At 74.0% G+C, this 23,432-nt stretch carries 18 protein-coding genes; 10 read left to right on the top strand and 8 right to left on the bottom strand.

The window, feature by feature from the left end; all coding sequences use genetic code 11:
- Window positions 1–159: 159 nt before the first annotated feature.
- The 3 genes from ABZ693_RS16680 to ABZ693_RS16670 are packed head-to-tail and all read right to left on the bottom strand — an operon-like array spanning window position 160 to window position 1,257.
- Entirely contained in the window at window positions 160–591 is a 432-nt protein-coding gene (locus tag ABZ693_RS16680; RefSeq protein WP_359877199.1) for an SHOCT-like domain-containing protein, read from the bottom strand.
- 25 nt (window positions 592–616) lie between these two features.
- Window positions 617–862 carry a hypothetical protein gene (locus tag ABZ693_RS16675; RefSeq protein ID WP_359877198.1) on the bottom strand — a complete coding sequence of 82 codons (246 nt, stop codon included), beginning with the start codon at window positions 860–862 and terminating at the stop codon, window positions 617–619.
- A gap of 11 nt (window positions 863–873) precedes the next feature.
- Window positions 874–1,257 carry a DUF2089 domain-containing protein gene (locus ABZ693_RS16670; protein WP_359877195.1) on the bottom strand — a complete coding sequence of 128 codons (384 nt, stop codon included), beginning with the start codon at window positions 1,255–1,257 and terminating at the stop codon, window positions 874–876.
- Window positions 1,258–1,471: 214 nt separating this feature from the next.
- On the opposite strand from ABZ693_RS16670, the gene ABZ693_RS16665 reads away from it, so the two are divergent.
- A complete protein-coding gene (locus tag ABZ693_RS16665) occupies window positions 1,472–1,960 on the top strand; it encodes a GNAT family N-acetyltransferase (protein ID WP_359877193.1) in 489 nt (162 codons plus the stop codon).
- 140 nt (window positions 1,961–2,100) lie between these two features.
- On the opposite strand, the gene ABZ693_RS16660 is transcribed toward ABZ693_RS16665, so the two are convergent.
- Complete coding sequence (locus ABZ693_RS16660; protein WP_359877190.1) at window positions 2,101–2,778, bottom strand: ArsR/SmtB family transcription factor; 678 nt, start codon at window positions 2,776–2,778, stop codon at window positions 2,101–2,103.
- 164 nt (window positions 2,779–2,942) lie between these two features.
- Here ABZ693_RS16660 and ABZ693_RS16655 point away from each other — a divergent pair, with 164 nt between their 5' ends.
- Window positions 2,943–4,244 carry an MFS transporter gene (locus ABZ693_RS16655; protein ID WP_359877188.1) on the top strand — a complete coding sequence of 434 codons (1,302 nt, stop codon included), beginning with the start codon at window positions 2,943–2,945 and terminating at the stop codon, window positions 4,242–4,244.
- A gap of 151 nt (window positions 4,245–4,395) precedes the next feature.
- Here ABZ693_RS16655 and ABZ693_RS16650 read toward each other — a convergent pair whose 3' ends face one another.
- The 4 genes from ABZ693_RS16650 to ABZ693_RS16635 all read right to left on the bottom strand — a co-directional run bounded on the left by ABZ693_RS16650 (window position 4,396) and on the right by ABZ693_RS16635 (window position 8,894).
- On the bottom strand, window positions 4,396–5,811 hold the full coding sequence (locus ABZ693_RS16650; RefSeq protein ID WP_359877210.1) for a phosphodiester glycosidase family protein: 1,416 nt from the start codon (window positions 5,809–5,811) through the stop codon (window positions 4,396–4,398).
- A gap of 5 nt (window positions 5,812–5,816) precedes the next feature.
- The gene (locus ABZ693_RS16645) at window positions 5,817–6,569 is read right to left on the bottom strand and encodes a peptidase inhibitor family I36 protein (RefSeq protein WP_359877185.1); all 753 of its coding nucleotides are present in this window, start codon (window positions 6,567–6,569) and stop codon (window positions 5,817–5,819) included.
- A 174-nt stretch (window positions 6,570–6,743) separates the two neighbouring features.
- Entirely contained in the window at window positions 6,744–7,814 is a 1,071-nt protein-coding gene (locus tag ABZ693_RS16640) for a PASTA domain-containing protein (RefSeq protein WP_359877182.1), read from the bottom strand.
- 138 nt (window positions 7,815–7,952) lie between these two features.
- On the bottom strand, window positions 7,953–8,894 hold the full coding sequence (locus ABZ693_RS16635) for a hypothetical protein (RefSeq protein ID WP_359877179.1): 942 nt from the start codon (window positions 8,892–8,894) through the stop codon (window positions 7,953–7,955).
- A 212-nt stretch (window positions 8,895–9,106) separates the two neighbouring features.
- On the opposite strand from ABZ693_RS16635, the gene ABZ693_RS16630 reads away from it, so the two are divergent.
- The 8 genes from ABZ693_RS16630 to ABZ693_RS16595 all read left to right on the top strand — a co-directional run bounded on the left by ABZ693_RS16630 (window position 9,107) and on the right by ABZ693_RS16595 (window position 23,393).
- A complete protein-coding gene (locus tag ABZ693_RS16630; RefSeq protein ID WP_359877176.1) occupies window positions 9,107–9,277 on the top strand; it encodes a thiazolylpeptide-type bacteriocin in 171 nt (56 codons plus the stop codon).
- A 444-nt stretch (window positions 9,278–9,721) separates the two neighbouring features.
- Complete coding sequence (locus ABZ693_RS16625) at window positions 9,722–11,722, top strand: AfsR/SARP family transcriptional regulator (protein WP_359877173.1); 2,001 nt, start codon at window positions 9,722–9,724, stop codon at window positions 11,720–11,722.
- Window positions 11,723–12,094: 372 nt separating this feature from the next.
- Entirely contained in the window at window positions 12,095–14,407 is a 2,313-nt protein-coding gene (locus ABZ693_RS16620) for a TOMM precursor leader peptide-binding protein (protein WP_359877171.1), read from the top strand.
- Complete coding sequence (locus tag ABZ693_RS16615; protein WP_359877168.1) at window positions 14,397–16,421, top strand: TOMM precursor leader peptide-binding protein; 2,025 nt, start codon at window positions 14,397–14,399, stop codon at window positions 16,419–16,421. The genes ABZ693_RS16620 and ABZ693_RS16615 overlap by 11 nt, the downstream gene beginning before the upstream one ends.
- Window positions 16,422–16,526: 105 nt before the next feature.
- Window positions 16,527–18,161 carry a nitroreductase family protein gene (locus ABZ693_RS16610; RefSeq protein WP_359877166.1) on the top strand — a complete coding sequence of 545 codons (1,635 nt, stop codon included), beginning with the start codon at window positions 16,527–16,529 and terminating at the stop codon, window positions 18,159–18,161.
- 20 nt (window positions 18,162–18,181) lie between these two features.
- Window positions 18,182–21,088: a lantibiotic dehydratase gene (locus ABZ693_RS16605; RefSeq protein WP_359877163.1), complete on the top strand. Its 2,907-nt coding sequence runs from the start codon at window positions 18,182–18,184 to the stop codon at window positions 21,086–21,088.
- Window positions 21,076–22,206 (top strand): lantibiotic dehydratase C-terminal domain-containing protein, encoded by a 1,131-nt coding sequence (locus ABZ693_RS16600; RefSeq protein ID WP_359877161.1) that lies wholly within the window; start codon window positions 21,076–21,078, stop codon window positions 22,204–22,206. The genes ABZ693_RS16605 and ABZ693_RS16600 overlap by 13 nt, the downstream gene beginning before the upstream one ends.
- Complete coding sequence (locus tag ABZ693_RS16595; RefSeq protein ID WP_359877159.1) at window positions 22,203–23,393, top strand: metalloprotease; 1,191 nt, start codon at window positions 22,203–22,205, stop codon at window positions 23,391–23,393. Before ABZ693_RS16600 ends, ABZ693_RS16595 begins: the two co-directional genes overlap by 4 nt.
- Window positions 23,394–23,432: the final 39 nt, after the last annotated feature.

The raw sequence follows: 23,432 nt of genomic DNA, 5'->3' as shown, positions 1-23,432 counted from the left end.
CGCCCCGCCGCCACCGGCCGGGGCGGTCGGGGCGGTCGGGGCGGTCGGGGCGGTCGGGGCGGTCGGGGCGGTCGGGGCGGTCGGGGCGGTCGGGGCGGTCGGGGCGACGCCGTCACGGCGGGGGGTGAAGCGGTGGAGCGAGGCCACCGTGGAACCGGGTCACTCGCAGAAGACGCGCACCGTGGTGTCGGGGTCGTCGACGTCGACGGTCACGTCGTCGAGGTGTTCGACGAGTTCCTCGAGGTGCTGCGGCTTGAGTTCGACGAGGTCGACCGGGACGCCCGCCTTGTTCAGTTCCGCACTTGCCTTGGCGAGCGCCTGCGGAGGGACGAGGCTGGTGAGCCGGACTCCGGCGCGCAGCAGTTGGAGCGGGATGCGGAGGTTGACGTGGGTCGGGCCGTCGCCGGCGGTGTCGTCGGTCGAGTCCACCAGCACGCGCAGGTATGTGGGCCGGGCCTTCGCCCCGGACGCGGCTCCCGCCGGCGTCTCGGGCCGCTGCCGTCCGAGGGCCTCGATCAGCCGCTCGGCCTCGTCCGCGGTGATCTTTCCTTCGGCGAGCATCTCCAGGATCTGCCGGCGCTGCTCGTTCATCGGTGCCTTCCTCTCTCTGGATGATTCATCTGACGCTGACCGAGAAGGCCGTCCGGCCCTGCTCGATCTCGATCCGGGTGCCGGGCAGCGCCCACAGCAGCCGCCCGGCGCCGCGCAGCGCGCCCACCGGATCGACCTTGTGGACCCGGCAGGCGATCAGTCCGGCGATCAGCGCGAGTACCAGCAGCGGGGCCAGCACCAGGCAGACCGGAACGATCGGGATGTACAGCCGCAACAAGCTTCCGCTGTAGCGGCGATGACGAATCGTCATCAGTTGCGGCATCACCGGGGTTCCTCCAACTGGGCCAGCGCCTCCTGGGCGTTGATCTCCCCGCGCCGCAACCGTGCGACGACGTCGGCGGCGACCGCGCCCTCGGTATTCCCGGCGGGGGCCGGGTCGGTGTCGACGAAGTCGAGCTGTTCGGCGATCCGGTTCAGCCGGGCCTTGACCGTCGGGTAGCTCACCCCGAAGGTCCGCTCCATCTCCTTGATGGAGCCGTGCGACCGCACGAACGCGGCGACGAACACCTGGTCGTCGACCCCGAGCCGGGCCAGCTGCGGCGGCTCGAACCGCCCCTCGATCGCCACCCCGTTGTCCGCGAGACGGACCCGCTCGACCATGAACGGCCGCCCCTGCGTCAGATCCGTCAGTTCCTGCCAGTCCACCGTCGACTCCCTCGCTCCCGGCGCCGTACCTTCCTCTCATATATAGCTTGATTTTCTTAAGTTCTCAACGCTGGATACTTAATTTTTTCAATCTCAAATTGAATCCCTCCCTCCGCTCTCGGGGTGCGTGCGCCTCGAAACGCCTTTGCGTATCCGCCTGACCAGCGGGGATGCTGACGGCTCGCCGGAGCAGGCGGAGAGGGAGGCCGGGGCGATGACCGACATCGTGGTGAGACTGACGGCGCGTGACCTGACGCACGCGGATCTGGCGTCGTGCGGCTGGGCCGGGTCGGCCACGCATCTGGCAAGCGTCGCCCGGCAGTTGGAGCGGGCCCGGACCGGCGCGGTCGACTACCTCGCCGTCTGCGCCGCGGCCGGGATCCCGGTGGCGAAGGGCGGCGTCGACTACGAGACGAAGGAGGGCGCCGGTACGTTGTGGCAGCTGGCGGTGCACCCCGCCCTGCAGTCGTGCGGCATCGGCACGTTCCTGGTCGGGGCCGCCGAGCGGCGGATCCGCGACCGGGGCCTGCGGCACGCCGAACTGGCCGTCGAGGAGTCCAACCCGCGGGCCCGCGCCCTGTACGAGCGGCTGGGCTACGTCGCGTACGACCGCCGTCCGGACGCCTGGGACGTCCAGGCCCCCGACGGCTCGATCCGCCGGCACGAGACGGTCTGCACGGTGCTGCGGAAGGACCTCGGGTAGAGGAGCGGCCGGCCCGCCGGGCGGAGACGGCGGCGAGCGCGGGGCCGGGGAAGCCGGGGCGGGACGTCCGTCAGGTCCGGCAGGGAGGCCGAGGCGGTCGGGGCGGGGAGGCCGTCAGGTCCGGCGGTCGCGGGGCGGGGTCAGCGGGTCTCGCCCGCGTGGACGGGCCGGTCGGCCAGGCGCCATTCGAGCATGCCGTCGTGGAGCCGGACGGCCCGGCGGCCGCGGCCGGAGAGCAGGCGGACGGCGTCGTACGCGAGGGCGCAGAACTCGCCGCGGCAGTAGACGACGACCTCGGTCTCCTCGGGCAGCTCGCCGAGGCGGTCGGCCAGCTCGGCGACGGGGATGGAGATCGCGCCGGGGATGTGTCCGGCGAGGTACTCCTCGGCCGGGCGTACGTCGAGGACGACGGCGCCGCTGTCGGCGACGCGCGCCAGCAGCTCCTCGTGGCCGACCTCGGCCGCTCCGTCCTCGCCGAGGTACGCGTCGCGGGCGGCCGGGACCGCGGCCTGGTGACGGACGGCGACCGTCCGCAGCAGGGCGAACAGCTGCGCGACGTCCTCTCCGGCGAGCCGGTAGTGGATACGGACGCCCTCGCGGCGGGTCGCGACGAATCCGGCCTGCTTGAGCGTCTGCAGGTGGGCCGAGGCTGTGGTCAGGTTGAGTCCGGCGGCCTTGGCGAGGGCGTCGACGGTGCGTTCGCCCTGGGCGAGCAGATCGAGCAGTTCCAGGCGCTTTCCGCTGGCCAGAGCCTTGCCGCTGGCGGCGAAGGCCTCGTAGAGGGCGGCCTTGGTGCCGCCGGTGGTGGCTTCCCGCATTGCTTCCTCCAAATATCTATGGATTACTGTAGCTGAAGCCCGGCGGTGACGCTCCCCGTCCGGCGCCCCTCTCCCCGCCCGGGGCGACGCGGACCGCGCGCCGCCGCCACGCCGGCCGGCACCCCGTCCGAGAGCACGTCCAGGAGCACGGAGGACATCCGCCCGTGAAGACCACCCCCGCCCCCGCCGCCCCCACCGGGCCGGCGCCCGCGCCCCCCACCGACCGCTCCGGCCGCCCGGTGGTCCTCGGCCTGCGGGAGAACTGGCTCCAGTTCACCCTGCTCGTCATCGTCAACGTCGCCGTCGGCGGCCTGGTGGGCCTCGAACGGACCACCGTCCCCCTCATCGGCACCGAGACCTTCGGCCTCACCAGCAGCCTCGCCGTCTTCTCGTTCATCATCGCCTTCGGCCTCACCAAGGCCCTCACCAACCTCGCGGCGGGCGCGCTGACCGCCCGGTTCCGCCGCAAGCAGCTGCTCGTGGCGGGCTGGCTGATCGGTGTCCCGGTGCCGTTCCTGCTCGCGTACGCGCCGTCCTGGGGCTGGATCGTCGCCGCGAACGTCCTGCTCGGCCTCAACCAGGGACTCACCTGGTCGATGACCGTCAACATGAAGATCGACCTGGTCGGCCCGTCCCGCCGCGGCCTGGCCACCGGTCTGAACGAGGCCGCCGGATACACCTCCGTCGGCGTGACCGCCCTGGTCACCGGCTACCTCGCCACCAGCTACGGCCTGCGGCCCGTCCCCGAGCTCATCGGCGTCGTCTTCGTCGTGGCCGGCCTCGCGCTCGCCCTCGTCGTCCGCGACACCGCCGCGCACGTCGCCCTCGAACTGGCCCAGCACCCGAAGCCGCTGCCCGCCGGCGAGCAGACCGGCCTCAAGGCCACCTTCATCCGGACGTCCTGGCGCGACCGCTCGCTGCGCGGCGCCAGCCAGGCGGGCCTGATCAACAACCTCAACGACGGTCTGACCTGGGGTGTCTTCCCGCTCCTGTTCACCGATCACGGGCTGGGGCTCGCCGCCGTCGGACTCATCAAGGGCCTCTACCCCATCCTGTGGGGCCTCGGGCAGATCCCGACCGGTCATCTCTCCGACCGCTTCGGGCGCAAGCCGCTCATCGTCACCGGCATGCTCGTCCAGGCCGGCGGCTTCGTCCTCGCCCTCGCTCTGCTCGACCACCCGCTGCTCGCGGGCGTGCTGTCCGCCGTCGCCCTCGGCCTCGGCACCGCCATGGTCTACCCGGCGCTCATCGCGTCCATCTCCGACAACGCCCACCCGGCCTGGCGCGCCAACGCCCTCGGCACGTACCGGTTCTGGCGTGACATCGGGTACGCGGCCGGCGCCCTGGTCGCCGGCATCCTCGCCGACCTCCTCGGCCTGAACGCCACGATCGTCGCCGCCGCGGCCCTCACCGCCGCCTCCGGCCTGCTCGCGGCCCGCTGGATCACGGAGCACCGCACGGCCTGACGTACGAAGAACCGGGACCGGGCGCGCGGATACCCGATCCGCTGACGACGGTGGCCCCGACCGGACGAATCCGGCCGGGGCCACCGCGCGTACCGCCGCGCGTAAGGGTCCGGGGCCGAAGTATTCGCGGGGCCGGCACGGACCTCGTCCGCTACTTGGCGTACATCCCGTAGCCGCCGACCCCCGCGTACACCGCGTCCGCGACCCGCCGGTGCACCTTCACGCCCGCCTGGGTGTCGGTCGGCGGGGTGAGGACCTCGGTGCCGGTCATCAGGGTGGTCGAGCCGCCGCCGTCGAGGTTGATCGCGTCGACCAGGGAGAGTTCCTTGGAGTCGATCAGGGCGGCGAAGCCGCGCAGATAGTCGCCGTCCTCGCGGCCCGGCCCGCCGGTGAGGGTGAGGAGCACCGGATTGCCCTTGATGTTGGTGGCGAGAGCGGTGCGCGAGTCGGTGCAGAGGTACGTGACGCCGTCGGTGCCGAGGCGGCTGCCGTCGTTGCAGGAGTTGGGCAGTTCGGTGGCCGGCGGGACGTCGCCGGTGCGCAGCAGCCGGTGGAACGAACTCACGACGTCCACGGACGCGTCCAGCGGGATGTCCCGGTTCAGCGTCATGTCGCGGAGCCTGAGGTCGAGGACCGCCCGGTCGTCCCGCGCCAGGTGGGTGCGCAGCCACTCCGCGCCGGTGCCGACGCCCTGGAGGATCCGGCCGCCGGCCGGGACGGTGATGCCGCCACGGCCAGGGTGCGCGTCGGTGACGACGCCGTACGCGTCGAGGACCACCTCGTAGCCGGGGTCGGCGGTGGCCGGGACGAGCGGGTCGGCGTACGGCTTCGGCGTGGCGACCCCGTAGTCGTCGGTGAACACGACGATCTCGTCCGGGTCCTGGTGGACCCGCGGCCCGGTGGCGCCGCTCACCAGGGTGTCCTCGGCGTCACGGGGGCAGTGCGGGATCCGGCCGGGGGTGCGGTCGAGGTCGTCGACGCGGACGGTGTCGCCGGACGGCGCGGTCAGCCGCAGGTCGGTGCCGAGGCGGGTGATGTACGGGATGCCGTACTGGAGGACCGCGCCGGTGCTGCCCTTCCCGGCGGCGTCCCAGCAGGCCGCGCTGTGCAGCACGCCGTCCACGGCGGTGGCGCTGGTGTGCACCACGCGGGGCGCGGCGGTGCCGATGGCGAGTTCGGGCTGGAACAGTCCGCCGTTGACGCCCGCGTACGGGTGGCGGGAGGCGACGGACGAGACGGTCGCGAGCTGGTCCGCGACCATCTGGGAGGTGGCGTCGTCGGTGCCGACGGTGCTGCCCAGGGTGAGCGCGGCGATGGCCGGATCGATCTCGACGACCTGGAGTACGCGGCCCTCGCCGTCCGGGCGGTTGTCGGGTCTCGTCTCGGTCCAGGTGGTACGGGTGACACCGGGGCCGACCGGGACGGGGACGGGTGTCGTCTTCGTCCAGTTCAGGGCGAGCGGGCTGGGGACCTCGTCGGCGGCGGGCGCGGCAGGCGCGGCGGCCGCCGAGGTCGTGAGGGCGAGCGCGGCGACGGCGGCGAGGGCCGTCGCGAACGGGCGGGGCATCCTGGTCACTGGCACTCCGAGGTTCCGTTGACGAGCTCGTGCGAGCGGAAGGTGCCGGCGAACGGGGCGGGCACGGTCGTACTGTCGCCGCGCAGCACCACGTACGCGCCGTACTTCCGCTGGTCGGCCGGGTCGGTCCAGGTGCCGCCGTAGGAGGGGTCGGGGTAGAAGCACGCGTGCTTGCGGGTGCGGTTGAAGACCGACTTGGGGGCTGCCTCGGGGCCGTAGCTGTCGCCGTAGTTCCTGGTGACCGGGTCGGTGGCGGGCAGGTGGACGGTCATGGTGCCGCGGCCGCGTTCCTGGGTGAAGGTGCAGACCCGGTTGTCGGGGCAGCGTTCGTACCCGGTGAAGCAGTGGGCGCGGGACGGGACCAGCTTGTGGGAGCTGATGGCGCTCACCCAGCGGGCGTCGCCGCTCGCGTAGTCGTCGTCGTTGCCGGGCTTGACGGTCTGGAGCAGACCGCCGTAGCCGGCGTCGAGGTAGACGCACGCCCAGAGGGCGGTGTTGTTCTTGGCGGAGAGGGTCTTGTCGTCCCAGGCCGCGTCGTAGCGCTCGGTCTTCTGAGCCTCGGTGAAGTCGTGGCGCTCACCGGTGCCGCCCGCACCGCTGTAGAGGCAGAGTGTGTTCGCCGGGCAGTCGGCGTACGGGAGCGGGTCGGCGCTGGCCTGGAGGGGGAGGACGAGGAGGGCCGAGCCGAGCAGTGCGAGCACCGCGGCGAGCAGTCCGCCTCTTCGTCTGTGTGTACGGGAAAAGATCACGGCCGGTCATCCTGTACCAGGGGGCGGCCCTCCGGATAGGGGATGATCGCGGATTCCGAGTGCGCTGTGGTGCGGCCGGGGCGGCAGTTGCTCGGCCGGTTCCTCCCCTGGGCCGGCCTGGCAGCGCCGCACGCGTGATCAGCCGCCGTCACATGAGCCGCGCGGTCTCGGTGGTCAGCACCAGCGGGTGTGGCGGCAGGGGCTCCAGCCGCGGTGGTCCGAGTCGCCGTCCGAGGAGCTTCCGGAGTCGCCCGAGCCCGTGTGGGGACGGCCGTGGGGGAACGTGGTGTCGCGGTTCCGGTCGCGCGGGTACGGGTCGTGGTAGTCGGGGTCGCCGTCACCGTCCCGGTCCGGGAGGTAGACGGCCTGGCCGCGGTCGGAGTCGGGGCAGCCGTTCTCGGGCGAGGACAGGGACAGCGTCACCAGCCAGGTGTCCTCGCGCACTTCGGCGTCCTTGGCCGGGTCCTGCCGGCAGACGCGCCAGTCGTCGTACTCGCCGGCGTCGGGCAGCAGGTCGTTGGCGTAGGCGGCCTCGGGGTGCACGCGCCGTTCGGGCACACCGAGAGCGACGACGGCCGCACGGGCGGTGGGCCAGGTCTTCCCGATCAGGTCGGGCATCTTGGGCCACGGCACCGCCTCCCCTTCCCGGGCCGGGCAGGGCTCCGCGGTCCGGACGACGCCGAACTCAACACCGAACTCGGCGCTGTTCTCGACGACGGTGCCGGGCGCCGGCTGCTGGAAGCAGACCTTCCACAGGGAACGGGCGGACACGTCCCGCCGCTCGCCGGAGGCGTCGTGAGAGGCCACCTCGTAACCACGCTTACGGGAGCGCGAGAAGGCGATGTCGAGACGCTCGCCGAGGAAGTCGGTCATCTTCTCCGTCCGCGCGGTCGGCGACGCCGTCGGCGTGGATGCGCCGAACGAGGGGACGGTCCTGGCCGGCCGCGCGTCCTTGCCCGCGGGGGCCGCCGTTCCGGTCTCGGACGTGGACGGGTTCGGGATGACCGCTCCGAGCAGTGCCATCGCGGCGATCGTGGCGAAGATCTTGCCGCCCTTCGGCCACGGGTTGCCGCGCCACAGCATCACGAGGGCGGCGACGAGGGCCACGAAGCCCACCCGCTCGTCCAGGGCGCCGAGCAGGGGGACCGCCACGATGGCTCCGACGCGGGCGGGGTTCGTGCGCCACCAGCGGGTCGGCTGGGCGGAGGACGGCGAAGGGGCGGGGGTGCGGGGGAGGGCGGGCATGTAGGTGCTGCGGTTCTTTCGGCGATGGGGTGCGTGGCCGCGACGACGCGCGGCTACACGGAACTGATCATTCCAGCGGCATCGTACGACCGCCGCGCCGAACGCACCGCCAGGGTCGCGATCCGCTGTCGCGCGGGATCAGCCCGCCGGCCGGCTCCCGTCGGTCGCCTCGTGTGCGACCTGGTCGGCCAGAGCGCGCCACTCGGCCTCTCCGCCCTCCAGCGGCCAGGCCCAGGCGGGACGGCGGCCCGTGTCCAGGTCGCGGAGGCGGCGGGCCAAGGGCGGGCCGGCCAGGGCGGCGCCGTCGGGAACCAAAGCTCCGTGGCGGGCGCGCAGTTCGGCGAAGCGGGCCAGCTCTTCCTCGTACCCCCGCACCGCCCGTTCGGTCCCCTCGGCCACCTCGTCCTCGGGCGCGGTGCGGATCAGTTGCAGCATCGATGGCGCGACGGACGCGGCGATCGCCGCGGCGAGGCGCGCGTGACCGTCCAGGATCAGGCTGCAGTCGAGGCCGCTCACCCACCACAGCAGGACGGGCGGGAGCGTCCCTTCTCGGGCCTGCTTGCGGTACGCCTTGACGCGGCTGTCGTCCGCGGCGGGCATCGGGCGCAGCGGCAGGATCTCCCACGAGCCGTTGTGTACGAACCAGTCGACGTAGCCGTCCGGGTGGCCTTCGACGAGCAGCGAGTCGAGGTACTCCCCCCACGGTCCGCTGCCCTCTTTCCCGCGCAGGAGGGGGCTCTCGGCCGAGAGCAGCCACCGGCCCTCGTGCAGCGGACCGCCCGGAGTCCCGAGCAGATACGGCAGAAGGCGGTGGGCCCAGCGGTCCGGGCGGCCGGCCAGGTTCCGCGCCGTGTCGGCCCGCAGCGGCGGGACGAAGGAGCGGTAGGCGTCCGTACGCCGGAACTCCACCCCGCAGTGGTCGGCGTCGACCTCGGCGAGCAGGACGGGCCGCGATTCCTGGGTGAGCAGCAGGCGCCGTTCGGCGGCGAACAGGCACAGGCCGGGCCGGCGGGGCGCCCGTACCTCCACGGACACACCCGTCCAGACGCCGTCGTCCCCGGTGATGTCGGTTCGTCGCATGCCGCCACGATAGTCGGCCGTGCGGGCCGGCCCGCATCGCCTTTCCGGCCCCCTCACCTGGGCTTCTGTCATCTCCGGCAGCCCGCTGGCACAGCGTGTCAGCGGAATGCCAGCGGAAGACGTGCCGAACGGTGAGCGGGTGCCGCTGGAATGGTTCCGCACCGGCGCCCTCGGGTGCCGGGAAACGATTCGCTTCGACCTCGGGAGACATCATGGACAAGGAACTGAGCACCCTCGCTGACGAGATCCTCGCGCTGGAGGCCGAGACCTTCGAGATCTCCGACTACTCGGAGGCCAGCGAGGTCGTGCTCGCCGGCTGCACGAGCACCAGCTCCACCTCCACCTCCAGCTCCACCTGCAGCACCACCTCCTGCTCCGCCTGACCCGAACCCGACGGTCGGTGCAGCAGCGCCCGTCCGGACCTCTCCTCTTCGAAGGAGACGGCGCCGGACGGGCCCTCGGCGTGCCCGCGGCCATGTGGAATGAAGTCCACCGCAACGTCCGGGGAACGGTTCGCCACCGCCAACCCACCCGCGCATGAAGCCCGTTCGGACACGGCGCGCGAAATCCGGCCACCACTTGCGAAAGCGATGGCGCACCCCGTGTGACCGGCCGTCAAACCGCCTCGTGGACCCCGTCATTCGCCTGCGCGGACCCCCTTGACCGGGAATCTACGCCAGTAGACACTCACCTCGACCACACGACAGAACGGATTTGTGAAGTCCGCTTCACAGAGGCTCCGTCATGCCCGCGCGCCTCCCGACCAGGGGCACGCGGCGGTGCGCCGGTCCATCCACAGGCGTCCGACGGTAGACGAGGGGAACTCAGTGCGCTTCCAGTTGCTCGGTCCGCTCAGCATCACCGACGGACGCGACATGGTCGTCCTGCCACCGTCCAAGCCGACGTCCCTGCTGGCCGCCCTGCTGGTCCGGCCGGGCGAGGTGGTCCCGACCTCCCGGCTGCGCCAGGCCGTCTGGGGTGAGGAACAGCCCGCCACGGCCAAGGCCGCGCTGCAGAGCTGCGTCCTGCGTCTGAGACGGCTCTTCGCGAAGTACGACATCGAGGAACAGGCGGTGGTCGCGGTCGCCGGCGGCTACCTCGTCCCCGCCGACCACGACACCCTGGACCTCCTGCGCTTCCGCCGGCTCGCCGCCCGCGCGGACGGCGCGGGGGAGACCGAACTCCCCTTGCTGCGTAAGGCCCTCGGGCTGTGGCGCGGCCCCCTGCTCACCAACGTCCCCTCCGAGCTGCTGCACCGCGACGAGGTGCCCCGCCTGGTCGAGGAACGGCTCCGGGTGGTGGAACGCGTCTGCGAGATCCAACTGGCCCGCGGACGGGGCCGCGAAGTCCTGGTGGACCTCTGGGAGGCCACCCGCGCCCACCCCCAACACGAGGGACTCACCGCCCAGTTGATGCGCGCGCTGTACCGGGTCGGGCGCCAGAACGAGGCGCTGGCCGAGTACCGCCGGATCCGCACGCATCTCCGGGACGAACTCGGCGTCGACCCGGGCGCGGAGCTCCAGCGGCTGGAGCTGGCCATCCTGCGCGGCGACGAGCCGCGCGGACCGGAGATCGAGCCCGCGGCCCCGGCGGCCGTGGCCCTGGAGCCGGCCGTACGCCCGTCCGCCCCCGGGCCGTTCACGGACGCCGACACCGACGGGACTCCGACCCCGGCCACGGCTCCGGCCCCGGCCCCGGCCCCGGCTCCGACGGTCGCCGCGGCCGAACACCCCTCCCCCGACAGTCCCGTGTCCGCGAAGGGCGGGTCCGCCGCCGGCGCGCCGGCCGAGCGCGGCCCGGCCCCCGTGCCCCGGCTCCCGCACGTCCCCGGCTTCACCGGCCGCTGCCGCGAGACCGCCGACCTGGTCGCCCACCTCGGCGGCGCGGACGTCGGTGCGGGCGTCGGTACGGGCGGGACCGCTCCGCTGCTCGCACTGGTCTCCGGCGGCCCCGGCATGGGCAAGACCGCCCTCGCCCTGCACGCCGCGCACCTGGTCGCCGACCGCTACCCCGGGGGCGCGGTCCTCCTCCCGATGAGCGGGCCCGACGGCGCGCCCCGCCCCGCCGCCGACGCGGCGGCCGCCCTGCGCGCGCTCCTGCGCTGCCGGGACGGCGGCGCACCGTGTCTGGTGATCCTCGACGACGTGGTCCACCCGGACCAGGTACGCGACCTGCTCGACGCGACCGGACCCGGCGCCGTCATCGTGACCAGCCGGCTGGGACTCGCCGCGCTGGTCGCCACCCACGGCCCGGCGGTGGTCCAGCTCGGCGCGCTGTCCCCGCGGGAGTCCGACGCGCTGCTCACCGCCGTCCTCGGCCGGGAACGGGTGGCGGCCGAGGCCGCCGCCGCGCGGACCCTCGCCGAGCTGTGCGGACACGTCCCGCTCGCGCTGCGGATCGTCGCGGCCCGGCTGCTCACCCGGCCCCGGACACGGCTCGCCGACTACGCGGAGTGGCTCCGGCGCGACCTGCCCGCCCGGCTCGCGCTGCCCGACGACCCCCGGATGTCGGTGCCGCTGGCCCTCGACGGCGCGCTGCGCCGCCTGCCCGCGCCGCTGGCCGACGCCCATCTGCGGCTGGCCCGGCTGCACGGCCGGATCACCGCGCCGGCCACCGCCGGGGCGCTCGCGATCCCCGAGACGGAGGCCGAGGAGCTGCTGGAACGGCTGCTCGACCACGGGCTCCTGGAGGACGACCAGCCGGGGACCCTGCGGATGAACGAGCTGTTCCGCGCCCACGCGCTGCGCCGGACCGCCCGTACCGGGGACGAGGTCCCCCGGGCCGTGACCGCGACGGCGAGGCGCGCCTTGCCCTCGGGAGCCACCTGACCGTCGCGGGACCGGCTCCCCTTCCCGTAACCGCTCGTTCCCTGCCCGCTCCGGGGCCGGCCCGTTCCGTGCCGGGTCCGACCCACGCTGACGCACGCCCCCGACTCCCGTCCCCACCGCCTCTCCCGTCACATCAGCACCACGTCCCCCGCTGATCTCACCGTTCCCTTTGATCCCTTCGATCCCCCTGACATCTCTGTTCCCCGTCCGGCTCCTCCGTGTCCCATGCCCCTGGACCACCACGAGCCCTCCGTGCGACGGGGCGCCGGATGCTCCACCCCAGCACTCCCCCGTTCTTCCTTGCTCTCCCTTGTTCTCCTGTTCTCAGATCCACGCGGCCGACAGGCCCCGATCCGGAGGTGCGACCCCCGCATGTCCACGACGCCGTACGAGGAGACCGCCGGCACCCGTCCCCGGGTGCGCCGCGACGTCCTGTTCACCGAGACGCCGAAGGGCGTCATCTTCCACAACGCCGACGGCGGCTTCCAGTTCAGCTCACCGAGCGCCTACAAGGTCGCCACGCTGCTCGTCCCGCACTTCAACGGGCGCAGGACCGTGGCCGAGATCTGCACCGGCTTCGGCGAGCCGCAGAAAGCGATGGTCGGCGGCCTGGTGCAGGCGCTGTACGCCCGCGGGTTCGCCCGTCCGGTGCAAGCGCCCGCCGAGGCGGGTACGGAGGCCGCCTTGGACGAGGCGGTCGCCGAGCGGTTCGCCGAGCAGATCGGCTACCTCGACCACTACGCCGACGGTGCCGAGGGCCGCTTCGCCGCCTTCCGGGGCACCCGGGTCGCCGTGCTCGGCGACGGTCCGGTCGCCCGCTGGTGCGCGCAGTCCCTGCTGCGCAACGGCTGCGCCGCCGTCGCCGTGGAGGCCGCGCTGACCGAGAACCCCGCCACGGCGGAGGACTTCGCCGCGCTGCACGCCGAGGCGGCGGAACTCTCCGCGCAGGGCTGCCCGACCGAGGTCGTGGTCCTGCCGGAGACCCGTTCCGCTTCGGCTTCCGGTTCCGTCTTCGGTTCCTTCGTCGGCGTCGGCGGCACGGGCGGCTGGGCCGCGTACGAGGGATACGACGTTGTGGTGGCCGCGGGCGGCCGCGACGCGCTGCGGACCACGCTCGCCCTGCTCGGCGAGGGCGTGCCGGAGGGCCGGCTGCTGCTGCCCGCCTGGACGTTCGGCGGCCGGGCCGTGGTCGGTCCGGTCAGCGGCGCGGGCTCCCCGGCCTGCGCGGCGTGCGCCGCGCTGCGGCTCGGCGCGACCGGTGACGCGGCCGAGGCGGCGGAGCTGTGGAGCGGTCTCGCGCTGGGTTCGACGGCGGCGGCCGCGCCGCGCGGCCCGCTCGCCGCGATGCTGGGCAACCTGCTCGGCTACGAGGTGTTCCGCCTGGTCACCGAGGCGCTGCCGGCCGAGACCCGGGGCCAGGTGCTGATCCAGGACATGGCCTCGTTCGACGTGCTCGCGGAGCGGCTGCTGCCGCACCCGCGCTGCCCGTTCTGCGCGACGGCGGCCGGTACGCCGGAGCCGGTCGACCTGGCCGAGGCGCCCGAGCGGCCGGTCTTCCAGCCGGTGGTCGCCGCCGCCCCGGATGACGACGCGACCGAGGGGCCGCTCGCCGAGCTGGACCGCCGTTCGCTCGCGCTGCGCCCGTCCGTCGGCGTGTTCACCCGGTACGCGGACGAGCCGGTCACCCAGACGCCGCTGAAGGTCGGGGCCGTGGAGCTGGGCCTGGGCGGGGCGGGGCGGCGTACCGTCACGGCCTTCGACGTGCAGCACACGGCGGGCGCCCGGCTGCGCGCCCTGGACACCGCCGCCACGGTGTACGCCGAGCGTGTCGTCCCCGCCGTGCCGCTGCCCGCGGAGCATGACGACACGGCCGGGGCGCTGCCGCGGGTCGAGCCGGCGGCGCTGGTCACGGCGACCGGCGCGGGCGGCGACCCGGTGGCCGTGTGGCTGGCGGCGACGTCGCTGCTGACGAAGGAGGCGCACCGGGTCCCGGCGGGTGCGGTACGGCCGTTCGGCCCGGACAACCAGGACCGCCGGTTCGAGCCGTCGCGGGCCGGGGCCGGCGCGGGCGGCGGGCTGCCCGAGGCCGCGGCGGCGGGGCTGCTCTCCGCGCTCGGGTACGACGCGCTGCTGCGGGCGGTACGCGGGGCCGGGCGTACGACGGTGCTGGCGCCGGAGCTGTTCGCGGACGCGCCCGAGGTGACGTTCCTGCTGCGTTCCGCCGGGCACCTGGGGTTCGGCATCGAACTCCTCGACCTCGGTGAGGAGTCGCACAGCGGGGTGTCCGTGGTGCTCGCCCGGACCCGGGTGGCCACGGACACCGCCGACCACGTGGCCGGTACGTCCCACTGGGCCGTCGGCGCCGCGCTCGGCCGGCCGGCCGCGGTCACCGACGCGCTGCGCGACCTGCTCGGGACGGCGCAGCTCGCCGCGGAGGGCGTACTGGGCACCCCCGACACCGGAGACACGCTGCTCGTCGACCTCGACCCGTTCCTGGTGGCGGTGACGGAGTCGGACGAGCCCGCCGAGTCCCCCGCGGCGGCGACGTGGGCCGATGTCCTGGAGCGGCTCGGGGCCGCGGGGCGGGACGCGTTCGTCGTTCCCACGCACGGCGCCGACCTGCCGGCCGCCGGGATCCACACCGTACGGGTGCTGCTGACCAAGGTGGCCGACGATGACCGCTGAGGTGGCCGCGGCCCCGGTCGACGGGGCCGCCGCGCCGCGCGCCGAGGCGTGCCGTCGCTTCGCCGCCGAACTGCGGCAGGCCTTGGCGCACCTGCCCGGGCCCGGGCTCCCGGACATCGAGGTCGCGGCCCTCGGGGTGAGCGACGCGTTCGCCGCCCCGGCGGGGCCCGCCGGCTTCAGCGGTCCCGATGCCCCTTCCGGTTCCGCTTCCGGTTCCGGCTCTGGTCGTCCCGGCTCTGGTCCCGGCTCTGATCCCGTCGAGCCGGTGCTGCCCGTGCGGCTGTACGGCCGTCAGGTCATGGTCGGTCCCTGGCCGGTGGCGGGCCGGGCCGGCTGCGCCGTGTGCCTGGGACGCCGCTGGCAGGGCGTGCGCTCGGTCGGTCTGCGGGAGGGCATCGAGCTGCGCGGCCGGACCCGGGAGGCCGGGCCCTGGCCGTACCACGTCCCGTTCGCAGCCCAGGCGGTGGCCGCGCTCATCGCCCGGCTCGCCGCCGCTCCTCCGGACGGCCGGGAGCCGTTCCCGGACGTGTGGCTGGTGGACCTGGAGTCGCTGACGGTCCGCCACCACCCCGTGGTGCCCGAGCCGGACTGTCCGTCCTGCGGGACGCCCGAGCCGCTGACGGCGGAGGCGGCCGCGCTCGCGCTGCGGCCCGCGCCGAAGTACCGGCCGGGCGTCAGCCGGGTGCGGCACGTGGAGTCGTACGGGCTGCCGGTGGACGCGTTCGCCAACCCGCACTGGGGCGCCGTCGGTTCGTCGGTGGTGTGCGACGTGACGTCGCCGACGACCTCCGCCACCGTCGGCTGCTTCTCCAGCCGTTCGGGCGAGTACCTGCGCGAGACGTTCTGGGGCGGGCACGCCGACACGTACCGTTCCAGCACCCTGATCGGTGTCCTGGAGGGCCTGGAGCGGTTCGCCGGGATGCGGGCCCGGGGGCGGGCGGTCACCCTGACCGCGTCGCTCGACGAACTCGGCCCGGACGCCGTCGACCCGCGCGAGACCGGGCTGTACACGGACGATTTCCACCGGGCCAACCCGTGGGTGCCGCCGTTCACTTCGGGCCGCGAGGTGCCGTGGGTGTGGGGCTGGTCGCTGCGCGACGGCCGCCCCCGCGCCGTACCGGAGATCCTCGCGTACTACCACAAGCCGGGGATCGAGCACCGGTTCGTCCAGGAGAGCTCCAACGGCTGTGCCTCCGGGGGCAGTCTGGAGGAGGCCGTACTCAGCGGCCTGATGGAGGTCCTGGAGCGGGACGCGTTCCTGCTCGCCTGGCACGGCATGCAGCCGCTGACCGAGATCGACCCGGCGACCAGCACCGACCCGCTCACGCGGGTCATGGTGGAGCGGATGGCCATGTACGGCTACCGGGCCCGGTTCTTCGACACCCGGATCGGTTTCCCGGTGCCCGTGGTGACCGGGGTCGCCGAGCGCTTCGACGGTGGCACGGCCCGGATGTGCTTCGGCGCCGGGGCCTCCCTGGACCCGGAGGCGGCGCTCGCCGCGGCGCTCTGCGAGATCGCCACGGACTCGGTGCAGCTGCTCCAGCGGTTCGAGCGGGACGAGGCCGACTACCGGGCGATGGCCGCGGACTTCACGAAGATCACCAGCCTGCACGACCATCCGCTGGTCTACGCCGTCCCGGAGATGGGCCGGCACGCCGACTTCCTGCTCCGGCGGTCCGATCCCCCGGCGCCGCTCGCCGTCGCCGATCTGCGCTGGGAGCGGGCCGACGGCTCCGGTCCGGACGTACGGGACGACCTGCTCGCCGCGGTCGAGGCCGTCACCTCGGCCGGATTCGACGTGGTCGTCGTCGACCAGACCACGCCCGAACAGCGGGCCCTGGGCCTGCACACGGTGAAGGTGCTGGTGCCCGGTCTGCTGCCGCTCGACTTCGGCTGGACGCGGCAGCGCGCCCGGCACATGCCCCGGATGCGTACCGCGCTGCGCGCGGCGGGGCTGCGGCCGGACGACCTGACCGAGGCCGATCTGAACCCAGGACCGCATCCGTTCCCGTGACCGCCCACCGGCCGGCCTCGTGGCCGGCCACCCTCCGGCCGCCCGTCCGGCCATCCGTCCGCACCACGGCGCGAGCGCGCCATGAACCGAGGAAAGGGGGAGCCCATGGGGTACGCCCATGAGTACGCGCAGGCCATCCTGCATCGCGGCCGCGTCCCGATGGAGCCCACCGACCATGTCGTGAACTGGGACGACGGCCCGCGCAAGGGCAAGTACTACCCGCACGCCGAGGCGTTCGCCCTGCCGGACACCGAGGACCTGCCCGACGTCCCGATCGCGCCGGGCCTGCTGCCGGGCGTGCTCCCGGGCGCCGACGGCACGGGCCCCGCCCGGGTCCCGGCCGGCTTCAGCCTGCGGCTGCTGTCGGCGATGCTGAAGGACTCGTACGGGCTGACCGGACGCCGGCTCGGCATCCAGGCCAACACCGACCTGCCCGGCCTGCCGTTCTACACGCACGCCAACTGGTCGCGCGGCACCGCGGGCGGCGGCGGCCTCTACCCCGTGAGCATCCACTGGGCGTCCGGCCCCTCCGGCCCGCTCACGCCCGGCCTGCACTACTACGACCTCCACCGGCACGCCCTCCAGCGGCTGCTCACCGGCGACGTCACCGAGCGGGTGCGCGCGGCCCTGGGCCCGGACGCGCCCGCCGAGGCCCGGAACGCCGACCAGTACCTGATCCTCGGCGTCAAGTACTGGCAGAACTCCTTCAAGTACAACAGCTTCTGCTTCCACGTGGTCTCCACCGACATCGGCACCCTGGTGCAGACCTGGCGGATCTGGGCCGCGGCCCGGGGGCTGCGGATCGCGCCCGTGATGTGGTTCGACGAGCCCGTCCTGAACGGACTCCTCGGCGTGCCGGGCGAGGAGGAGGCGGTGTTCGCCGTCGTGCCGCTGCACTGGGACGGGCCGCGCGGCGCGCGTCCCGCACCGGCCGGCACGGACCCGGAGCACCGGCCCGCCGTCGCGCACCGGGACGTCGAACGCTCCCGTACGCTGCTGGACTTCGTGACGGTACGGGACATGCACGCGGCGACCCTCGCGGGCGCCGCCGAGCGTCCCGCGCCCGGCGCCCTGGCCGCCGCCGCGGCCCCGGTGGACGACGGCGGCGGCGAGCGGGTGGAACTGCCGGCCCCCGCCGCGCCCGCCGCCGGCACCCGCCAGTCCCTGCGCCGCCGCCGGTCCAGCTTCGGCCGGTTCGACAGCCGGACGAAGCTGTCCGCGCGGGACCTGTCGACGGTCCTCGCGGCATGCGCGGCCACCCGGCTGGCCGGCGACACCGACCCGGAGGGCGCGGTCCGGCTCGCCCGTGTCCACGTCTTCGTCAACCACGTCGAGGGCATCGCGCGGGGCGCCTACACCTACGACCCGGACCGCGGCGACCTGCGCCTGGTCGAGGCCGGTCCGCAGGGCGTGTTCCTGCAGGACAACTACTTCCTGGCCAACTACAACCTGGAGCAGGCCGGCGCGGTCCTGGTGCCGACCGTGCGGACCACGGCCGTCCTGGACGCGCTCGGCGACCGGGGCTACCGGCTCGCCATCGGCACCGCCGGCGCCGTCTCGCAGACCTTCTACACGGCCGCCGCCGCCCTCGGGGTCGGCGCGGGCGTGGCGCTGGGCTTCGACAACGTGTCGTTCGCCGAGCGTCTCGGGCTCATGGACGGCGACGAGGCCCCGCTGCTCATCATGCCCCTCGGTCACGAACGGCCCGAGCCCGCCGACTTCCACCACGAGATCGCCTGACGGCCTCGGAGGACTTCCCCATGACAACCACGACGTCCGGCGCCCCCGACCGCCGGGACGACCCCCAGAACCGGCCGGCCGGCACGGAATCCGCCGACCGGGCCGGGTCCCGCTGGGAGCCCGGCGACCGCTTCGTCCTGCGCGCGGCCGGGCTGCCCATCGAGACCGTGCACGGGCTGCGCTGCCCCGGCACCCGCGCCTGGGCCGACGAGGTGCTGGCCGAGGAGGAGCGCCTGGCCGCGGCCGGCGCCGACCTCAGCGATCTGCTGGCCGCCCTGGTCAAGGCGACCACCACCGGCCCCGACGAGCTGCCCGGCGACGCGGCGGCCCGCCGCGGCCTGCTCAACCTGCGCCGGCAGATCTTCAACAACCGGCGGCCGGCCGACCCCGAGGCCGCCGTGCGGCTGGTGGCCGAGCGGGACCCGGAGGCCGGCGCGCGCACCGCCGCGTGGCTGCGCGACCGGGCCCGCCTCACGGAACTGGTCGCCACCGGACCGGAGTTGCTGGCCCGTGAACTCCAGGCGAGCCGGGGCGTGTTGCGCCGCGCGCTGGCCGACGACCGGATCCGGCGGGCGCTGCTGCTGGCCTCGCCGACGCTGGACGGACGCCTCGACGCGTATCTGGACGACACCAGCCCGCGGCCGGCCAACCGGATGCGGAAGATCGAGCGTTCGGCGCTCACCTACCTCTACCGGACGGCGTGCAAGACCAGCCCGTTCAGCACCTTCACCGGCGTCGGCCTCGCCTCGTTCGCGGGCGGCACGGCGCTCGGCGGGGCGGACGACTCGGCCGCGCTGGACGTCTCCGGCGAGTGGACGAGCCATGTCCGGCTGAACGTGGTGGTGCTGAGCCGGCTCACCGAGCTGATCACCGCCGACCACACGCGCCGCCAGGACCTGCCGGTGATGCTGTCGCCGGGCTGGGAGCGGGACGCCGACCGGATCCGTTACGTGCGCCACGAGACGACCGCGGGCGACGACGGCGCGGCCGTGACCTTCGACGCGGTCCGCGACCGGCTGTTCTTCCTGCGCAGCAGCGGGACCCTGGACCGGCTCCTGGAGTGGCTGGGCGGCCAGGACGGGACGGTGCGCCTGCGGGATCTGGTCGACTGGCTGGAGACGAAGCACCGGGCCGGCCGGGAGGAGTGCGAGCGGTACGCGTCGGCGCTGCTGAACGTGGGCATGGTGCAGGTGCCGCTGCTGCGCACCGACGTGCACAGCGGCGACCCGCTGCGCGCCTACCAGGACGCGCTGCGCTCCCTCGGCGCGCCGTGGGCCGAGAAGCTCGCGGACACCCTGGACGGTCCGGCCGCGTGCCTGGACCGCTACCCGCACGCCGACGTCACGGAGTGCCGCACCCTGCTCCGTACCCTCCGGACCCGACTCCTCGACGCCCAGACCGACTTGGGCGCTGCCGAGCCGACCCTGCCGCAGACCCTCGTGTACGAGGACGTCGACACGGGCGGCGACCTGACGTGCGGACCGGGCGTGCTGAGCGGGGAGACCGGCCGGTCGCTGCGCGCCATCGAGGGCGCCCTGCCGCTGTTCGACCTGACGCTCCCCCAACGCCTCACGCTCATGGGCTTCTTCCTCGCCCGGTACGGCCGGGGCGGACGCTGCGACGACCTGCTCGGCCTGGTCCACGACTTCCACGAGGACTTCTTCGACCAGTACATCTCGTTCACCTCCAAGCGCGCCCCGTTCGACGAGAACGGCGCGTACATCCCGGAGGAGAACTGGCTCGGGCAGCGCGAGATGAAGGCCCTCGACGGGGCCCGGACCCACTTCCACGACGGCGTGCGCGCCCTGTGGGAGCGGCCCGGGACACCGGACGCCGAGGAGATCGAGCTGCCGGCCGCGCTGCTCGACCGTACGGCCGGCGAACTCGCCCCGCTCGGCGCGCGGTTCGTCCCGCAGAGCCATCACCTCCAGCTGTCCCGGCCGGACGGCGGCGGGCAGCTCGCCGTGCTCAACAAGTCGTACGGCGGACTGGCCTTCCCCTTCAGCCGGTTCACCCACCTGTACGACGCCGCGGGGTCGGACACGGCCGCCGAGGGCACCGGGTTCTCCGACACGCTGCGCGCGGAGATCGCCGAACGGCGCCCGGACGGCGCCGTGTTCGCGGAGGTCACCGGCGGCCCGGTCAGCAGCAACCTCAACCTGCACGGACGGCTGACCGACCACCACATCGTCTGCCCCGGCGAGACGACCACCGTGCCGGACGAGGCCCGCATCGACCTCGACGACCTCTACGTCGAGCACGACGAGGCGGCCGGCCGGCTGGTGCTGCGCTCGCGCCGGCTCGGCCGCGAGGTCGTCCCCGTCTACCTGGGCTATCTGGTGCCGATCGCGCTCCCCGCGATCCCCCGCACCCTGCTCCTGCTCTCCCCCAGCACCATGGCCGCCCTCGACGTGTGGGCGGGCGTGCCCGAGGGCGAGGCCGAGCAGGGGGTGACGCGCAGGCCCCGGGTCCGGCACGGCTCCGTGGTCGTCGCCCGGCGCGCCTGGACCGCGCTCGCCGACGTCCTCCCGGTGCGGCGGGCGGGCGCGGACGACACCGTGTTCTTCCTGGACTGGCAGCGCTGGCGGCGTACCCACGGGCTCGCCGACCGGTGCTTCGCCACCGTCGCCCGGCCCGGCCAGGGCCCGATCGGCGCCAAGCCGATCTACGTCGACTTCGACAGCCCGCTCTCGCTGTCCTCGTTCGACGCGCTGGTGGAGCGGACCCCGGGCACCCGGGTGACCTTCCGGGAGATGCTGCCCGCCGAGGACGCCCTGCACGTCACCTCGGAGCGCGGCCGGCACGTCGCCGAGCTCGCCGTCGAGACCTTCACCACCCGCACCCCTTCCCCCTCCTCTTCCCCGTCCCCTTCCCCGTCCCCTTCCCCGCAGTCCGGCCCGGAGGTCGACCCGTCATGCCCGAACTGACCGAGCCCGCGGCCTTCCGGGCCGCCCCGGACGGCGCCTCCTCCCCCTGGCTGGCGCTGCACGTCTTCTACGCCGCCAACCCGCAGCCGCTGCTCGTGAAGTGCGTGCGTCCGCTGGTCGACCGGCTCACCGAGGACGGTCTGATCGACGGCTACTTCTTCATCAACTACTGGCTGGAGGGGCCGCACATCCGGCTGCGGCTGCGCCCCAGCGGCCCGGACGCCGAGGCCGGGGTGCGCCGGCGCGCCGAGGAGGCCATCGACGGCTTCCTCAAGAGCCGCCCCGCCCTGTACGAGGTGGACTCCGGCTTCCTCAAGGACTTCTACAACTCGCTGTTCGACATCGAGTTCCCGGGCGAGGACCGGGAGAAGTACATGGGCCCGGACGGCCAGATGAACCTTCGGCCGAACAACTCCTTCTCGTACGAGGTCTACGCCCCCGAGTACGCCAAGTACGGCGGCCCGGCCGGGGTGGAGCTGGCGGAGTGGCACTTCCGGCGCTCCAGCGACCTGGTCCTGGAGGCGTACCGGAGCATGAACCTGCATCTGCGGACGGTGCTGCTCGGCACCTCGGCGCAGCTGATGATGGTGATGGCGAGCTGCTTCCTGCCCGAGGAGGACCGGCTGGCCGACTATCTCGACTCGTACTACGCCTTCTGGCACCGGCTGTTCCCGGGGACCGGGTTCATCGGCTCGTCCGAGTACGAGCAGACGTACGAGAAGATGGCGCCGTCGCTCGGCGCCCGGTTCGCGCAGCTGCGGGAGGCGGTCGCGAGCCGCGAGCCGGCCCGGCTGCCGGAGTTCCTGCGCGGCTGGGCCGAGCACTGCCTGGAGCTGAAGGACCGGGTGGTGGACCTCACCGAGCGCGGGCAGCTGGCGTTCCCGGCCTGGGACGGTCCGGCGCGCGAGGACACCGGCCAGGAGCGCACGGCGGATCCGGAGGCGGCCCCGCTGGTGACCGCGACCCGGGTGGACGCGGTGCTGCCGCGGCTGCTCTCCCCGTACATGCACATGACCAACAACCGGCTGCATGTGACGATCCGGGACGAGGCGTATCTGGCGTTCGTCCTGGGCCGGGTGCTGCGCGAGTCCCTGCCGAGACGGCAGGACGCCTCGTGACCGCCGCCGACCGGCCGGGAGCGGGCGCGCGGAGCGCCGCGGCCCCCGGCACCGCCAAGACCGCCGCCGGGGCGAGCGCGGCCGACCGGGCCGCCGCCGTCCGCGGCTACCGGCCGGAGATGCGCCCGGGTGCCCTGATCGGTCCGGCGGTGCTGCGCGGCCCGCGCACCGTCCATCTGGTCAAACACCCGGTGAGCGGCGCCACGTTCGAGATCGGCCCGAGGGAGCGGTTCGTCCTCGGCCTGCTCGACGGCACCCGCGACCAGGACGCCGTCGTCACGGCGTACGCGGAGCGGTTCCGGCGCCGGCTGCCCGACGAGCAGTGGATCCGGCTGCTCGGGCTGCTCGGCACCCGCGGGCTGCTGGCCGGGGCGCCGGACCCGGCACCGCCCGAGCCGCCGCCCGCCCCGGCCAACACTTTCTGGAAGGGCACCCGCCGGACGGTGTCCGACGCCCACCGGACCGCGTCGCGGCTGCACGCGATCATGTCCCCGATACTGGGACCGTGGATTCAAATCCCGCTGGTGGCGGCCTCGTTGGCGATGATCGTGGCGGTGCTCGCCGACCCTCCGGCGTTCTGGGACGGGATGCTGGAGTTGGTGATCCGCCCCTGGGTGCTGGTGCCGTTCGCGATCTTCCTGTGGTTCAGCATCTGTCTGCACGAACTCGCCCACGGGATCTCCGCGCGCCGCTACGGCGGAATCGTCACGGAAATCGGGCTGCGCTGGCGCTTCCCGACGATGATGATGTACTGCACGGTCGACAACTACCTGTTCCTGCCCGGACTTCGGGCGAAACTGGTGGTGGCCGCGGCAGGCGCGCACGTCAACCTGGTGCTGCTGCTGCCGTTCGCGCTGTGGTGGGCGCTGCTGGATCCGGCGGACCCGGCCCGGCCGCCGCTCACCGGGGCGCTGTTCATCGGCATCGTGCAGGCGCTGAGCAACCTGGTCCCGCTGCCGCCGCTGGACGGCTACCGCATCCTCAGCCATCTGGTGGGCACGGTCGGGCTCGCCCCGGAGACCCGCGCCTATCTGCTGCTGCGCCGCGGCGGCGGCCGGGACGCGGTCGCCGCCTACCCCGCGCGGGCCCGCCGGGTGTACACCTCCTACGCGGTCACGGCGGCCGGCTGCGTCCTGCTCGCGGTGGCCGGCAGCGCCACGGCCGTCGTCCTGCTGGTGATCCGGTGACCCGGTGACCCTCCTTCCCTGACGGCCGCCCCCGACGGC

It is taken from the genome of Streptomyces laurentii, from assembly GCF_040635425.1.
Lineage (GTDB): Bacteria > Actinomycetota > Actinomycetes > Streptomycetales > Streptomycetaceae > Streptomyces > Streptomyces laurentii.
The sequence above is the reverse complement of the archived record's forward strand: the minus strand, read 5'-3'. Positions and strand labels throughout refer to the sequence as shown.